General features: G+C 67.0%; 15 protein-coding genes and 1 pseudogene. 5 read left to right on the top strand and 11 right to left on the bottom strand.

From position 1 onward, the window contains the following. The first annotated feature begins 27 nt into the window (after positions 1–27). Positions 28–930 (top strand): GNAT family N-acetyltransferase, encoded by a 903-nt coding sequence (locus tag CLT74_RS10425; RefSeq protein WP_099846364.1) that lies wholly within the window; start codon positions 28–30, stop codon positions 928–930. Positions 931–1237: 307 nt separating this feature from the next. Then, a complete protein-coding gene (locus CLT74_RS10420; RefSeq protein WP_143697129.1) occupies positions 1238–1705 on the top strand; it encodes a hypothetical protein in 468 nt (155 codons plus the stop codon). A gap of 378 nt (positions 1706–2083) precedes the next feature. Here the strand turns inward: CLT74_RS10420 and CLT74_RS10410 are convergent, their stop codons facing one another. The 5 genes from CLT74_RS10410 to CLT74_RS10390 form a co-directional block, all read right to left on the bottom strand. Further along, positions 2084–3163 carry a hypothetical protein gene (locus tag CLT74_RS10410; RefSeq protein WP_143697128.1) on the bottom strand — a complete coding sequence of 360 codons (1080 nt, stop codon included), beginning with the start codon at positions 3161–3163 and terminating at the stop codon, positions 2084–2086. Positions 3164–4127: 964 nt separating this feature from the next. Beyond that, positions 4128–6209, bottom strand: a complete 2082-nt coding sequence (locus CLT74_RS10405; RefSeq protein ID WP_099846360.1) for a glycogen debranching N-terminal domain-containing protein — start codon at positions 6207–6209, stop codon at positions 4128–4130. Beyond that, on the bottom strand, positions 6209–6616 hold the full coding sequence (locus CLT74_RS10400) for an SCP2 sterol-binding domain-containing protein (RefSeq protein WP_099846359.1): 408 nt from the start codon (positions 6614–6616) through the stop codon (positions 6209–6211). Before CLT74_RS10400 ends, CLT74_RS10405 begins: the two co-directional genes overlap by 1 nt. Before the next feature lie 92 nt (positions 6617–6708). Further along, complete coding sequence (locus CLT74_RS10395) at positions 6709–8325, bottom strand: aldehyde dehydrogenase (protein WP_486582221.1); 1617 nt, start codon at positions 8323–8325, stop codon at positions 6709–6711. A gap of 226 nt (positions 8326–8551) precedes the next feature. Then, complete coding sequence (locus CLT74_RS10390) at positions 8552–9421, bottom strand: alpha/beta hydrolase (protein ID WP_099846357.1); 870 nt, start codon at positions 9419–9421, stop codon at positions 8552–8554. A gap of 90 nt (positions 9422–9511) precedes the next feature. Here CLT74_RS10390 and CLT74_RS10385 point away from each other — a divergent pair, with 90 nt between their 5' ends. Further along, positions 9512–10021, top strand: a complete 510-nt coding sequence (locus CLT74_RS10385) for a CGNR zinc finger domain-containing protein (RefSeq protein ID WP_099851699.1) — start codon at positions 9512–9514, stop codon at positions 10019–10021. A 112-nt stretch (positions 10022–10133) separates the two neighbouring features. Here the strand turns inward: CLT74_RS10385 and CLT74_RS10380 are convergent, their stop codons facing one another. After that, positions 10134–10562: an SRPBCC domain-containing protein gene (locus CLT74_RS10380; protein ID WP_099851696.1), complete on the bottom strand. Its 429-nt coding sequence runs from the start codon at positions 10560–10562 to the stop codon at positions 10134–10136. A 168-nt stretch (positions 10563–10730) separates the two neighbouring features. Here CLT74_RS10380 and CLT74_RS30195 point away from each other — a divergent pair, with 168 nt between their 5' ends. Further along, positions 10731–10955 carry a hypothetical protein gene (locus tag CLT74_RS30195; protein WP_143697127.1) on the top strand — a complete coding sequence of 75 codons (225 nt, stop codon included), beginning with the start codon at positions 10731–10733 and terminating at the stop codon, positions 10953–10955. Positions 10956–11061: 106 nt separating this feature from the next. Here CLT74_RS30195 and CLT74_RS30440 read toward each other — a convergent pair whose 3' ends face one another. The 4 genes from CLT74_RS30440 to CLT74_RS10360 form a co-directional block, all read right to left on the bottom strand. Continuing rightward, positions 11062–11607, bottom strand: a complete 546-nt coding sequence (locus tag CLT74_RS30440) for a hypothetical protein (protein WP_158240235.1) — start codon at positions 11605–11607, stop codon at positions 11062–11064. A gap of 219 nt (positions 11608–11826) precedes the next feature. After that, complete coding sequence (locus tag CLT74_RS31250; RefSeq protein ID WP_486582219.1) at positions 11827–12180, bottom strand: hypothetical protein; 354 nt, start codon at positions 12178–12180, stop codon at positions 11827–11829. Next, positions 12177–12572 carry an LLM class flavin-dependent oxidoreductase gene (locus CLT74_RS31245; RefSeq protein ID WP_486582218.1) on the bottom strand — a complete coding sequence of 132 codons (396 nt, stop codon included), beginning with the start codon at positions 12570–12572 and terminating at the stop codon, positions 12177–12179. Before CLT74_RS31245 ends, CLT74_RS31250 begins: the two co-directional genes overlap by 4 nt. Before the next feature lie 147 nt (positions 12573–12719). After that, complete coding sequence (locus CLT74_RS10360) at positions 12720–13739, bottom strand: aldo/keto reductase (protein ID WP_099846355.1); 1020 nt, start codon at positions 13737–13739, stop codon at positions 12720–12722. 147 nt (positions 13740–13886) lie between these two features. On the opposite strand from CLT74_RS10360, the gene CLT74_RS10355 reads away from it, so the two are divergent. Beyond that, positions 13887–14474, top strand: a complete 588-nt coding sequence (locus tag CLT74_RS10355) for a TetR/AcrR family transcriptional regulator (protein WP_099846354.1) — start codon at positions 13887–13889, stop codon at positions 14472–14474. A 24-nt stretch (positions 14475–14498) separates the two neighbouring features. On the opposite strand, the pseudogene CLT74_RS31240 reads toward CLT74_RS10355, so the two are convergent. Next, positions 14499–14728: pseudogene (locus tag CLT74_RS31240) on the bottom strand (site-specific integrase); the annotation flags it as partial. Positions 14729–14770: the final 42 nt, after the last annotated feature.

Genomic DNA, 14770 nt, shown 5'->3' with positions numbered 1-14770 from the left:
AGCGCCTCGCTACCCGGAAGGAACCCCATGACCGACCTGGTCATCCGCCCCCTCGCTGTGGGCGAGGAGGATCTCTTCGAGTCCCTGCCCGATCCTGGCCTGGTTGGGTTCGCCGCCTTCGGCGACACCTACGCCGACATGGCCGCAGCCGGCCAGTACCGTCCGGAGTGGACGTGGGTGGCCCTGCGCGACGGCGTGGTGGTCGCTCGTGCCGCCTGGTGGGCCGGCCCTAACGACGACGAACCGCTGGCCCTGGACTGGTTCGACTTCACCGACGTGGACGCCGCAGTGCGGTTACTGCGCACGGCACCGTTGCGCGCCGAGTACTCCCTGATGCTGCCCACCGGTTGGCGCGAGGATCCCGCGGTCCGGCGGCAAGCCCGGTCCCGCATCGACGCGGCCACCGCCGCCGGCCTGTCACTGCTGGTCGAACGCTACCGATACCGATGGACGCCCGACTGCGGCGTTCCCCGACGTCCGGCTCGCCTGGAGTTTCGGCCCGAGCCCGATGACGCGGCGATCCTTGACGTCTTCCGCCGGGTGCATCAGGGCAGTCTCGACGCCCACGCACGCCGCACCATAGCCAGGTCCGGGCTGGACGCGGCCTGCCAGGAAGCACTGGACTACCTGCACTGGAAGCCGAGCCCTCGCGACTGGTGGCGCCTGGCCTACGACCCTGCTGGGAACCTGGTTGGCCTGAGCGTCCCCAGCCGCAACTACGGCGATCCGGTCATCGGTTACATCGGTGTGGTGCCCGAGCACCGCGGCCACGGATACGCCTACGATCTACTCGTCGAAGCCACGCACATGCTCCTTGACGAGGGAGCGGAGCACATAGTGGCCGGCACGGACCAGACCAACTTCCCCATGGTCGCCACCTTCGCGAGGGCGGGCTATCCGATCGCCCAGGAACGCATCGACCTGATCTGAGCGGGAACGGGCCAGGCCATCACCGACGGATATCCGTGGTGGTGTGGGGCGGGCGGTGTCAGCGCCGTGCAGCAGTCGGCGGAGTTCCGGGATCGATGGTGAGATCCCAGCCGGGGAGGTCATCGTCGTCGTTCGGCGTGAGCGTGGGCCTGTACCAGGTCGCCGTTTCGAACCCGTACCCGTAACCGCCGGAGCGGTGCAGATCCACCACCGACCTCCGGCCGTCCGCTAGCGTTCGGTGTGGGCCAGCCCGTCGTCCACGTGGCAGGCCCACACCGAATCCTGCGACACCCTTCGGGAGGTCCGGATGGCGACCTTGCTGGGCAGCATCGACGCCACCCCCACCCCCGACCACTGCATGATGACCATCATCGGCGGCGAGTTCGACTCCTTCGGCCACCCCGACACCAACGCCGCCGTGCTCTGCTGGGCCGGCATCGAACAGATCCAGCTGTTCAGCGAAATCAGCACCGGCCACCGCCCACACGTCACCCTCGAGGCCTGGGACGGTCCCGCACCCACAGACACCGGCGAATGGGAAGCCCACGGACACGCTGAACTTCACTCCACCAGTGGCACGCTGGGTATCAGCATCTTCGACGAGAAGATGCTGACCCCGCTCCTGACCATCGGAGCGCCGGGAACCTACACCGTCGACGTGCACGCCACCGGCAGACGCGAAATCCGCGCGCTGTACGGGAAACCCGCGTGGTTCGCCGACGAGCTGCCCACCGGCGTCGAACGTTTCCGGGTCCGTGTCTGGCCCCAGGCCTAGCCGCCGCGCGCGGGCCGTGTGACCGGTGCGACCACGTCCCGTCGCAGGGCTCGCATCATCGCCGCATGCCGGACAGTGCCCGCAGGTGGCCTGAGCCGACGGGAGTGCAGGACGATCAACCCCACCCACAGGGTGACCACGAGCACCGTCGCGAACGTCACCACGAACGGGCTGCCAACGACGGATCCCGCGCACCGGCCCCGCATCACACCGATACTCCGCCACAGAGAACGACCGCGCCTCGCTCTGCGAGTAGCTTCTCCGTCACGCCGCGGGCCGGCTCCAATGGCGACCAGTGCTGGATCTGTTGCCATTGGAGAAGGCCCGCTCAGGTCAAGGGCGCACTACCGGGACGAGATATCTGTCGCCGGACATCGGTCAGCGAGGGGCGGTGAAGTTGTACAAGTCCGACGCGGTGTCGTCGAAATAGGGTGACCACCACAAGGTCGGTGCCGCGTACGAGTTGAGCGTGCTGTTGACCCCGTTGAGGTAGCCCCAGTTCCCGTCCCAGTTGATCAACCACGGGCCGCCGCTGGCGCCTGCGGTCAGGTCGCAGTTGATGCGGATCCGCGCCCCGGACTGGGTCGAGTTGCCGCTGCACCTCAACAGGTTGCCGCCGTCGAACGGCGCGCCGCTCGGGTAGCCGAAGTTGTTGATGCCGACCGTGAAGCCCTGGTGCGTACGGAAGCCGTGGCCCCCGAACTGGTTCACGATGCGGACGCCGTTCCGGGTGTTCATGATGGCCACGGCCATGTCGGCCTCCCAGTTGGAGTTGTCGATCCAACTGCTCCAGGTCCACAGCTCGCGGGCCGTCCAGGTGCCGTGCGGCCGGGGGTTGGCCAGGTCATCGTCGTACGCCGGGACGAACGACCAGTTGGTGGCGAGACTGCTGCCGGGGCCGCCGTGGATGCAGTGGCCAGCCGTCCACACGGTGTTGAAGCCGACCGAGTTGATGACCGCGCCGGAGCAGACCCACGATCCGCCGTCCATGTTGAAGAAAACCTTGCCGTTCGACCGCGCGGTCGGGTGGTTGGAGCCGAGGTTCGGGTTGATGGCCTGCGTGGACATGCCCGGGGTACCCATCAGGCCCGCCACCGGAGGCACATCCACCGGCCTGGACCGGCTGGTCGGCGCGGCAGACGAGGTCCCTCCACTCTGGGCGAAACGCCGTGCCGCGGCCTTGTACGAGGGAGACTCCTCGACGGGCCTGGCATTGCGCATCCGCTCGGGCGTCCAGTACGCCTCGATCGCCGCGTCGGCAGTCACCTGCGCGCCGTACCGCTGCCTGCCGGCCGCCCACGCCTCGGCGCTGACGGCCGTGCTCACCTGACGGATGCTGTCACCGTCGGCCTGCGGAGCCGCCTGCGCCGGTTGGCTGACGGTCAGCAGCGGCAGGGCCAAGGCCAGGGCCAGAATGGGGTACGTTAGGCGCCGACCACCGATTGTTCTTGGTCTCATCGAACATCCCTCTTCCCGGGTCGTGTGGAATACCGGGGATTGTCCCGGTCAATATCGAGTTTCGGTCCTCTACGGCTGGTCATGCGGCCATCCTGGACTAGGTTGGACACAGTTGGACTGCGGCTGTCGAAAAACAGACAGACGCTCGTCGATCAGTTGCCGATTCAAAGTCGCCGATCGGTCGCCGTTGTCGTGACCCGCCCGGCGGGCCCGATGCCGGCAAGCGCATCGATGAGGGAAGACATGACTGGGCTACCCCGCCTTATGCCTCCTCCACAGAGGCCAGTCACCCCGACAACCCCAGCTCAAGCGGCTTACCGTCGAACACGCAATGGCCTTGCGTGCCATCCCAGTCCATCGCCTGACGGCAAGGATCTCGTCTACGTTGAGGACCTTAGCCGCCTGAAATTGGCTTCGTCTCCTACCAATAAATGATCCAGGATCATGCAGGGTCTCCGGCGAGTCCGAGACCCTGCAGTGTCACGATGACGGGCCGTGTCAGTCCATGCGTCTACGTGCCGCCGCAACCCGTTTCGATCTTTTGCTGAGCTGGGGGAATGTGGTTCGGATTCTGCCAAGAATGATCCACGGGGATCGAGCCGTACCAATTATCATACTTACTGCCATGAGGCCAGTAGTTCGTAATGGCCAGCGGCCCGACGCTGCCTAAGGTCGGAACCACCTCGGGCCGCTCCGAGCGGGCGTCGGCGCGGGCGGGCGGGTCCCCCGCGTAGGTTTCCGTGTTTGACCTGGGCGTGGTCCTTGGGGAACGGCGAGTACAGCTGTGGCCTCGTGTTGCGTATCGACACCGGCGACCTGACCATCGCCACGCTCGCCGACGAGTGGATCCCTGCCCCTGGGAGACCGCCAGCCGCCCTCACCCGACACAGCACCGTCGGACCCTTCGTTCGCGACGGCCACCGGTAAGTCCAGCTGTCCTCAACCGCCACCGTCCGTGCCCGTACTAGTCGCCGTGGGTAAGTCGGGCGACCGGCCCTGCCCGCTGGTCGCCGTCGCGGCGGCGGCGGCGGCCGAACGCGTCGGCGCGCCCCCACCGCCCCGGTATGTCGAGCAGTTCGATCCGGCCCACCGACGGCGGCAGGTACGGATCGACGGCCAGGTGGTCCGGGTACGGGCTGAGCCCCAGCATCGTGCGAAGTAGGAGCAGGGGCGCCCCCGCCGACCAGCCCTGAGGGCTGCACGCAGCCGGGTACTCGACCGGGTAGCCGGTCAGGCTCCGCTCGTAGCCGGCGAATGCCTCGGGCAACCGGCCGTCGAAGTACCCGGACGCAGTGATCATGCCATCGGCGATCCGGGCGGCCTCCTCCCGGAAACCGTAGCGCCACAGACCCCAGGCGATGATCGAGTTGTCGAACGGCCAGACCGCACCGACGTGGTAGCCGACGGGGTTGTATCGGAGGTTGGTGGTGGACAGGGTACGCACGCCCCAACCGGAGAACAGGCTCGGCCCAAGGAGGTGGTCCGCCACACGGCGTGCCCGCTCCGGCTCGACAATGCCGCTCCAGAGCAGGTGCCCCATGTTGGAGGCGAGTGCGTCAACGGGCTTGCCCTCCGGGTCGAGCGCAAGCGCGTAGTACCCCTCCTCCTCGATCCAGAAATCGCGGTTGAACTGTTGCCGCAGTTGCGCTGCATCGCGCTCCAAGCGGTCGGCGTACTCGGGGTCGTTCCAGAACTCGCGGGCCATCCGCGCCCCGCGTAACTTGGCGTCGTAGGCGTACCCCTGTAGCTCGCAGGTTGCCCTGGGCAGGGCGGGGAGCCGGCCGTCCCGGTAGGAGATCGAGTCCCAGGAGTTCTTCCAGCACTGGTTCTTCAGGCCGTTGCGGGTGTTGCGCCGCCGGTAGTAGATGTAGCCGGTGCCGAGCAGGTCGCCGTACTCGTCGATCCAGTTGAGCGCGGCACGGGCTTGCGGTTCGAAACGCCGTACGGTCTCCACGTCGCCGCTCCACCGCTCGTACTCGTCGAGCAGGATGACGAACAGCGGGCTGGTGTCGGCGGATCCGTAGTAGGGGGTGTGCGGTTGTTCCTCGAATGCCGCCGACTCGCCGTACCGGAACTCGTGCAGGATCTTGCCCGGCTCCTCCTCGCGGAAGTCGTCGAAGGTGCTGCCCTGCAGCGTCCCCAACAGGCGCAGCACGGGCGGGGTCAGCGTGGGCGCGAACGGCAGCGTCTGCAGGCTGATGAAGATGCTGTCCCGGCCGAAGAGAGTCATGAACCACGGCAGTCCGGCGGTCGGGATCGGGCTGGTCGCGGTCAGCGACGAGTAACGCATCGCGGCCAGGTCGTACAGGCTGCGCTTGTACGCCGCGGCGAGGGGCTCGAAGTCGCAGGCGAGTCGCGGCGCGTGGTCGATCCATTGTTCCAACTCCTCGCGGACCTGTGGCCTGCTCCGCCTGCGGTACGCCTCCCAGACGGTGGCGGAACCACCGCCCCCCCGATTGATGATCGGTTCCACCTGGAGTTCGACGTCCCAGCGGCCGTGCGGTTCGAGGCGGATGTCGAAGGTCATGCCGCCGTCGTCAACCTTGGCCGGTCTGTCACTGGAGATGACGGTGTCCCGGTAGAACGTCGCCCGCTCGTAGCGCAGATGGAGGCGCCCATCCTCCTGACACACCGATCGCTTACCGCGCTTTGGCTGATTCTCCCTGATCTCGAAGATGTCGGCGAAGTCGGCGTCCGCGTCTATCCGGATGGAGACGTCCGTCGGTTCGATGTCGTGGTTGAGGACCACGAGCCGTTCGACGAGACTGATGCCAATGGTCTGCTTACGGATGACCGATATCTTGGCGTTGACGTAGTGCGTGGGCTCCCCGGGGACGAGGAAGAACCGGGTCTCGAAGAAGTGCAGATCGCTGCGGGACATTGGGCTGAGTCGCTCCCCGTTGACGCGCAGCACCCAGGTCGACAGGAAGCGGGTGTCGAACGAGAAGAGCCCAGCCGGTGAATTCGGGGACGGGGTGACATCGCCACGCACATCCGTGACGAGGAACGTGTTTCCGTCCAGGATGCTGAGCGTCTTCTCGACCATTAGGAGCCGGCTTCCTCATGGACGAAATCCCGTGGGTGATGGCCGGTGGGCGGTCCGGCGAACAGCACCCTGGAGAGCATGTGCACCAGTCCCAGGTGCCCCTCGACCACAAGCGCGTTGCGGAAGAACAGCGGCACGAACCGTTCCTCGCCCCTGACCAGCCGGTTGAACGTATCGTTGTCGGTGCGCAGAACGGCGTCCGGCTCCGGCCGAGGCGTTTCCGATTGTGGTCTGCGGACCCGGGCTGTCCCGCTCTCCAGGGTGACGAACCACTGTGTCACGACGGTGCCGGCCGACTCTGTCACGTCCAGGCGGACGGTGCCCGTGGGCTCCGGCGGAATACTTTCGAAGGTACGGCTCTCCCCACGCTCCAGCATCTGGAGTGCGTCAGCCAGTTGGTCGCCCACTTGGCGTCATCATCCTTCCCTGGCGTGCCACCTCGGCGTGACCGTGTCCAGTCCTCCGTCGGGCCCGCATCACCCGCTGCGCATGCCGAAACTCAGATTCCGGACAGGGACGGGACGTGAGGCCCGAACGGGTACTGCCGGTCCAACGGAGAGATGGTGATCCACCGTAGGTCGGTGAATTCGGCGAGTGCCGCCCGGGACCCGAACCGACCCCAGCCGCTGGCCTTGACGCCGCCGAATGGCATCTGCGGCTCGTCGTGGACGGAGGTCCCGTTGATGTGGCAGATCCCGGCTTCGATCCGGCGGGCCACCTGCAATGCGTTGGCCACGTCGCGGCTGAACACCGCGCTGGCCAGACCGAGCTCGGTGTCGTTGGCGACGTCGACGGCCTCGTCGACGCCATCCACCTCGATCACCGCAGCGACCGGCCCGAACGACTCTTCACTGTAGACCCGCATCTTCGGGGTCACGCCGCGCAGTACGGTCGGTGGGTAGAACAAGCCGTCGGTTCGGCCCCCGATGAGTACCTCGGCGCCATTGTTCTGGGCGTCGGCGACGAGCGACGCGACATGGTCGACGGCCCGCTGGTTCACCAGTGGGCCGAGCTCGGTCGACGGTTCATGCGGATCGCCCATGGCCAGCCTGCCGGCGTGGGTCACCAACTGGTCGAGAAACTCGTCGGCGACCTGGCGCTCCACCACAATCCGCTCGGTCGACATGCAGATCTGACCCTGGTTCATGAAGGAGCCGGCGACGGCGGCGCGTACCGCCGCCGGGATGTCCGCGTCGGCCAGCACCAGCATCGGCGCCTTGCCGCCGAGTTCGAGGACTGTGCGCTTCAGATGCCGGCCGGCCTTCTCGCCGATCACGCGCCCGACCGAGGTCGAGCCGGTGAAGTTGATGCAGCGGGTCTGCGGATGGCAGATCAACTCGTCGACAACGTCCGCCGCGTCGGCCGGCGCGTTCGTGATCACGTTGATCGCGCCGGGTGGCATGCCGGCGTCATGCAGGGCTGCGGCGATGGCCACATGGGTCGCCGGGGCCTCCTCGCTCGCCTTGAGCACCACCGTGTTGCCATATGCCAGCGGAAGTGCGACGGCTCGCATGCCGAGGATCAGCGGCGCGTTCCACGGGGCAAGGCCGACTACCACTCCCACCGGTTGGCGGATGCCGAGCGCGGTCATGCCGGGCACGTCGGACGGGACGACGTCGCCGACGATGCCGTACGTCTGCGCGGCCGCCTCGATGAGCATGTCGGTGGCGAGCTTCAGGTTGAACTGGCCCCAGCTGAGCACCGCGCCGGTCTCCTGGCACATCGCCCCGACGATGTCGTCGCCGCGTTCGGTCAGCAGACCCGCGGCACGCTGCAGCACCTCGCGCCGTTGCCCCGGCGACCACGTTCCCCAGGTAGCCCTCGCGGATGCCGCCGCATCAACGGCAGCCACCGCATCAGCACGGCCGGCGGCGGCAACCTCGGACAACGGCTTGTTATCGACATTACGAACTTTTGTGGTCCTTCGCCCCGATTGGGCGGGCGTCCACCTGCCGTCGATCAACAAATCGACGGTGCGGATGGCGTCGGGCATGGCGACGCGGCCTCCTTCCAGTCGTGCGACACGACCTGTCGCTGCCACGGCGCGGCTCGACCCACCAGGGCAGCCAATGGCGTCGAAGTCCGCTTGCTGACCGGAATAACCGAGTTGCACCACTTCCAGGAGAATACTTCTCGAGGCGACACTGGGAGTGACTTCCGAAAGGAACCCTCCTCGCCAGGAGCCGCCACCGCCCGACGCTGGTCGGGCTCGCTGGTTGCGCCAGCGGATGTAGTCGCCGATAGCGGCGCCCTGCTGGTGTGGCTGCGGTCGGCAACACGGTCCTGGACGTGCTGGAGGCCGCGACAAGCACGCCGCCGGCAGCCGTTAGCGAGGCCACCACTCAGCTGGCGCGTAGGACCCGGTTGAGAAAGTCGCGTGCGAGTTCGGTGAAGGCGTCGAGGTTGGTTTCCAGCAGGAAGTGTCCGGCGTCCCAGAGGTGAATCTCGGCGTTGGGTAGGTCGCTGCCGAAGGCCGTCGCTCCGTCCGGGTGGAAAATCTCGTCGTTGCGGCCCCACACCGCGAGCAGGGGAATCTGGTTGGTCCGGAGGTACTCCTGCAGCTGCGGGTAGAGCTCACGATTGGTGTGGTAGTCGCCGAACAGCCGCAACTGCACCTCATCGTTGCCTGGCCGCTGCAACCGCGCGTGGTCGATGGTCCACGTGTCCGGCGAGACCACACTGGGGTCTGGTACGCCGTGGGTGTACTGCCAGATGATCGCGTCGAGGCCGAGAGCAGGCCGCAGCGCGGCCTCCGTCTGCGGATTCGGGTCATCGCCGTACGCCCAGATCGGCTTCCAGAACTCAGGCACGAATCCGGCCTCGTAGCCGTTGCCGTTTTGAGTGATGATGGCGGTCACCGGAGCGCTCGGTTGGAGCGCGAGCCGCCACCCGATCGGTGCACCGTAGTCCTGGACGTAGATGGCGTAGCGGTCGACGCCGATCTGGTCGAGTAACCCGGCGGTGAGCCGCGCCAAGGCGTCGAAGCTGTAGTCGAACTCTTCGACCCTCGGGCTGTCCGACTGGCCGAAGCCGAGGTGATCCGGCGCGATCACGTGGTACCGGTCGGCCAGCCTCGGAATGAGCTCACGAAACATGAACGAGCTGGTCGGGTAGCCGTGCAGCAGCACCACAGCAGGGGCGTCAGCGTCGCCTGCCTCCCGGTAGAACAGCTGCCGCCCCTCGACTGTGGCGTACCGGTGGAACACCCGCATCCCTAACCCCCATTGCTAGTAAGGCCGGTTAGCTAAGCTACTGCTAGACTCCTAACCCGTCAAGGGTGGTGATGGCAGTTAGGGACCGTGATGGCGGCATCGACCGACGAAGAACTTCTCCTGCTCATCCTCAACAGCACGCCACTCGTCGACGGTAAGCCGCAGGATCTCTTCAGCGAGGCTACGGCGGCGCGTGCGACGCTGCGCCAACTTGGCGGCACCGGCACGTTCGAGGAGTTGAACGCGGTACGATCCGCCCGCTCTCTGCTGCAGGGCGTGACTCGCGGTGAGCTGACAGCCGACTGCCTCGCACCGCTCCTGGTCGGCGTACGCCAAGTTCCTCACTTGACGGCGACGCGCCTCGATTGGCGGCTCAGCGCCCCGGCGGATAACCAGTGTGTTGTACGGGCAGTGCTCACCTGGGCCAGCCTGCGCGAGAGCGCCCCCGGCCGCCTGCGGCCTTGCGCTAACGCCGAGTGCCGCCTCTTCCTACTCGACCGAAGCCGCGCCAACACTGCCCGCTGGTGCTCAATGGCAACCTGCGGTAACCGACTCAAAGCGCGGCGACATTACCGGAAGACACGAACGCAACCCTCATAGAGGTCCGGGTAAGGCGCAGCGCAGCCAGCCTGCATACCGGCTCGGCGGGCTCATCGCGGTCGGCGAGCCGCTGCCGGGAGTCACCCCGGACGCTGGGTCGCGCACACGGCCGTCATGCCTCTGCCCGCCCGGCGAGGGCCGTATTCATTGCCGCGAAGCCTGACTCGGTTGAGCGCAACACGCCGGGCATCATCATCACGAGCAGTCCGGAGAAGCGTTCTGACTGGGTGAACCGGGTCGACTCGGTGGTGAGCGGTTCGATGTCGAAGGAGTGCGCGCCGTCGAAGATGCCTGGGACGAGCAAACGGCCGAGCCACGCGAGCCGCCGCTCGGGCTCGACGGCGGTGACGGTGGGAGTGAAGCGACGCGGCTTAGCCCCAGGAAGAGCGATGGTCACCGCCAGCCGAGATCCAAGGGTCAGGCTGCCATCAAGGTTCGTGATGAATGGGTTCCATTCCGGGTACGCAGCGGCGTCGGTGAGGATCGCCCATATGCGATCTGCGGGCGCGGCGATGTCGATCGTGTGGCTGACGGTAGGCATGATCGTCCCTCTCGTGGTCTGGCCTGAGGGCAACTCAGTGGCCAAATCGGTTGTGCGACATGGTGTCGCATAGTTTCAGGTTATTTCGGGAATGACGTCTGGCGATCCGAATCGCCGTCAGTCATCGTCGGGTCACCAGACTCGCACCCGTGGCGACAGTTCGCGTCAGTGGACGCTACTGAGATCCCGACCGGTCGCACCGTGCCGGCAAGTTATCTGAGCACGGCCGACGCTACTGTAGCCCGCGACCTGCTCGAGCACGGATCGATCATGCCGACACTCGATGGGCTTGACGAACTCGCCCCGCGCTCGTTGGCCGCTCACGAACGTGCACTGGCGGTGGCAGGGGAGCGTGCCGAGCTGGATAGCCGCAAACCGCATGCAGTCGGCTGACGACATTGCTACCTTGCCGCCGGTGGCGAGGCGAAGGTACGTGGCGAGAGGCGCTGACGGCGGCTACCGGATCTGGGACAACCGGGCCTGCCGGTGGTGGGGCGACCTATGCAGGGGTGTCGTCTTGCCGCGCGGGCCCGAAGAGAGTCATGACGAGCGCCACGGTGCTGAAGAAGCCAGATCCCAAGGCCAGCAGAAGTGAGGGCACGAAGGCAGATGGCGGTGGCACCCAGCCACCAAGCACCCAGGGCAGCGTGACAAGGACGACGACCGCTGCCGTGGAGATGATTTCGTTGACAACGAACGCGGTCGAGATGGCTGAGCTGCCGCGAGCGACTATACGGTGGGTCGTGTCGGCAGTTGCGGCAACCAGCAGGACCGAGAGCGCGATGAAAGCAAGAGCACCCCATATCGGCTCCAGGCCGACGAGTGTGAGGGACACGATGAGCGGCACGGCCAAGACCAAGAAGACCCACCGCACTCCAGAGCGGAGGTAACGGTCGGCCGCAGCCGCGCCCTGGCGGGTCTTGTGCAGGTCGGAGTCGAGGTAGAAGAAGATTCCAATGAGGAATGTGCCGATAAGCGTGCCAGCAACTTCTGCCATAGTCACAAAGAACTCGGCGCTAGTTTCTCGCATCGCGACCGACTCCACTTCAGCCTGGAAAATGTTCCGACAGCAGTCTCCCGGTCACCATACGGCCGACCGAGTAGTGCGGGTGCGTATTCGCAGTCTCGGCATTTGGAGGTGCCAGGTCGATGCGTTCAGCCCGGGAGGGACCCTCGCAGGGATCACCCGCACGGTCCTGGAATCAGCGCTTGATGCGGAACTGGACGCTCACCTCGACGAAGCATGTCCATCGAGACTCGGAAATCAATTCAGACCGACCGGCCAGGGCCGCTGTGCGGTCGACGGGGTGATGAGCTCATCGGCGACCCAACGTGCAACGCCAGCGGGGTAGGGCGCCGGCAGTGTGAGCACGATGTGCCCGAAACCGGCGTCGATCACCCTGCCGATGGCGTCCCGGGTGAGCGCGGCTTGGTCGTAGGAGACGGGCAGGTTGATCGAGCGGGTGATCGCCGCTGGGTCGCGGCCGATTTCGGCGCAGTAGCGTTCCAGCAGGGTGCCGCGGCTGACGGCGTCGTCGATGTCGCCGCTGGCGATGTTCCAGATGTCCGCATGCTCGGCTACCAGCCGCAACGTGGCGGCGGAGCGGCCACCGATCACGATTGGCGGGTGCGGGCGTCGGCGGTGTCAGCGAAGGGCAGTCCGTGCGCGGCGTACTCCCGCCGGGCAAGGGGATGATCGGGCCGCGACCCGACGCCGATGCCGAAGTCGAGGCGCCCGCCGGAGACGATGTCGACGACCGTGGCGATTTTGGCGAGCATCGCGGGAGGCCGGAAGCGGTTGCTGGTCACCATGACGCCCAGGCGCAGCCGCTCGGTCTGCGCGGCGAGGGCGGAGAGCAAGGTCCAGCCTTCGTACGCCGGTCCGTCCGGATCGCCTCCGATGGGCATGAGGTGGTCGAACAGCCACGTGTGCTCTATTTCGGCGATGGCGTCCGCTTCCTGCCATACCCGCAGGATGTCGTGGTAGTCGACCTGCATCGGGGCGGTCATCAGCCCGAAGCTGGGCGAGGGCTGGCTTGGCATGGGGACTGTTCCTCCTTTCGGCGCAGCCTTGACGGTTTGGTTGTGGCGGGTCGGTGGCAGACGGACGCGCAGGCGCACGTCCGTCTGCCACCTGATCACTGACCTGCCGGGTGGTCAGCGGCGGCGCAGTGCCGGCTCCAGTACGGCGGGCGGGGTGTCGTTCTTTTCGTAGGCGGCGAGGTCGACGCCGGGAGCCACGATCGCGTCGATCGCGTCCAGCACGTCGGCTGGGAGCACCGTGTCCGCGGCGGCGAGCTGCGAGCTGAGGTGGTCCATCGTGCGGGGGCCGATGATCGCGCTCGTCACGCCCGGGTGCGCGGTGACGAAGCCGAGCGCGAGCTGGATCATGCTGAGGCCAGCCTCGTCGGCGACTGTGGCGAGTTGCTCGACGGCGTCGAGCTTGGCGCGGTTGGCGGGGATGCTGACGTCGAAGCGATGCTGCATGAAGCCGGAGCGGTTCGTGCTGATTTCCTGTCCGGCGCGGATCGCCCCGGACAGCCAGCCCGATGCCAGCGGGCTCCAGGCCAGCACGCCCATGCCGTACTCCTGGGCCACGGGCAGCACGTGGGTCTCGATGCCACGCTGCAGGATCGAGTAGTTCGGCTGCTCGGTCACGTAACGGCTGAGACGTCCCTCGCGGGCGGCCCACTGCGCCTGCACGATGCGGTAGGCGGGGAAGGTCGAGGAGCCGAAGTAGCGGATCTTGCCCGCGCGCTGCAGGTCCGTCAGCGCCGACAGCGTCTCGTCGTCGCTGGTCGTCGGATCCCACCGGTGCATCTGGTAGAGGTCGACGTGGTCGACGCCGAGGCGGCGCAGGCTGTTCTCCAGCGCGGTGACCAGCCAGCGGCGGGAGCTGCCCCGCTGGTTGGGGCCGTCGCCCATCGGCAGGGTCGCCTTGGTGGCCAGGACGACGTCGTCGCGGCGGCCGGCGATGGCCTTGCCGACCATCTCCTCGGACTGGCCGCCGCTGTAGGCGTCGGCGGTGTCGATGAGGTTGATCCCCGCTTCGAGTGCTGCGTCGATGATGGCGGTGGCGTCGTCCTGGGTGGTGTTGCCGATCTTGCCGAAGTTCATTGCGCCGAGTACGAGGGTGCTGACCTGCACACCGGTGCGACCCAAGGGGCGGTACTGCATGACTGTTTCTCCTCACAGACGTCCGGCGGAGCCGGTTTGGTGGCAGCCCGCCCGGTTCATTATGCTGAGCAAGCGGAGCGCTGTTCCGGTAATGACGATACGGAACAACGTTCCGGATGCCAAATGGGGTGACGGAGGTAACGCGACGTGGTCGATTTCGACAGCGGCTCGGAGCAACCGGTCTCGCGCAAGCGGGCCGATGCCCGGCGCAACGAGAGGGCCCTGCTCGACGCTGCTGCTGCGGCGTTCGTCACCTCCGGCGTCGATGTCCCCGTCCGGGACATCGCCGCACGGGCGGGCGTCGGCGTGGGCACGATCTACCGCCATTTCCCCAGCCGGGCCGACCTCATCGTCGCCGTCTACCGGCACCAGATCGAGGCGTGCGCCGAGGCGGGGCCGGCCCTACTGGCCGGCAGCGACACACCGCACGCCGCCCTGGCGCAGTGGATCGACCTGTTCGTCGACTTCCTGGCCACCAAGCACGGTCTCGCCGCCGCGCTACAGTCCGACGACGCCGCCTTCCAGACCCTGCACGCCTACTTCCTCGATCGGCTCGTCCCGGTCTGCGCCCAACTTCTCGACGCCGCCGTCGCCGCCGACGAGATCCGCCCCGACATGGACGCCTACGGGCTGCTACGCGGCGTCGGCAATCTCTGCATCGGCGCGGGCAACGACCCCCGATACGACGCACGCCGCCTGGTCGACCTCCTCGTCGGCGGGCTTCGCCTCCGCTAGCTTGATCGGGAGAGGGGTACCCTCAACGGGTACGCATGCGTCGGCGGCCCAGGTGAGGCAGGTGTGCCGTGGGTCGTGTCGGCGTAGGTGCTCGTATCCGAGCGTGGTGACCACCTCATCCCGATGCCTCGCGTCGGGCAGTCCGGCGGTACTGGTCCGGTCACCGCGCGGCCCGGTGAACAGCGGGGATTCTGGCTTGCGGCGTCCAGGCGGTGAGCAACGATCGGCTGTACCTCTTCAATGAGCGGCACTGTGGCGTCCTGCGGGCGATGCCGGCCCGGTGGAGGTCGGGATGG

Source organism: Verrucosispora sp. CNZ293 (genome assembly GCF_002754655.1).
The sequence above is the reverse complement of the archived record's forward strand: the minus strand, read 5'-3'. Positions and strand labels throughout refer to the sequence as shown.

Excerpts from the sequence above, each read along its gene's own strand:
- CLT74_RS10425 (WP_099846364.1), top strand. The coding sequence starts at position 28 with ATGACCGACCTGGTCATCCGCCCCCTCGCTGTGGGCGAGGAGGATCTC.
- CLT74_RS10420 (WP_143697129.1), top strand. The coding sequence starts at position 1,238 with ATGGCGACCTTGCTGGGCAGCATCGACGCCACCCCCACCCCCGACCAC.
- CLT74_RS10410 (WP_143697128.1), bottom strand. The coding sequence starts at position 3,163 with ATGAGACCAAGAACAATCGGTGGTCGGCGCCTAACGTACCCCATTCTG.
- CLT74_RS10405 (WP_099846360.1), bottom strand. The coding sequence starts at position 6,209 with ATGGTCGAGAAGACGCTCAGCATCCTGGACGGAAACACGTTCCTCGTC.
- CLT74_RS10390 (WP_099846357.1), bottom strand. The coding sequence starts at position 9,421 with ATGCGGGTGTTCCACCGGTACGCCACAGTCGAGGGGCGGCAGCTGTTC.
- CLT74_RS10385 (WP_099851699.1), top strand. The coding sequence starts at position 9,512 with ATGGCGGCATCGACCGACGAAGAACTTCTCCTGCTCATCCTCAACAGC.
- CLT74_RS10380 (WP_099851696.1), bottom strand. The coding sequence starts at position 10,562 with ATGCCTACCGTCAGCCACACGATCGACATCGCCGCGCCCGCAGATCGC.
- CLT74_RS31245 (WP_486582218.1), bottom strand. The coding sequence starts at position 12,572 with ATGACCGCCCCGATGCAGGTCGACTACCACGACATCCTGCGGGTATGG.
- CLT74_RS10360 (WP_099846355.1), bottom strand. The coding sequence starts at position 13,739 with ATGCAGTACCGCCCCTTGGGTCGCACCGGTGTGCAGGTCAGCACCCTC.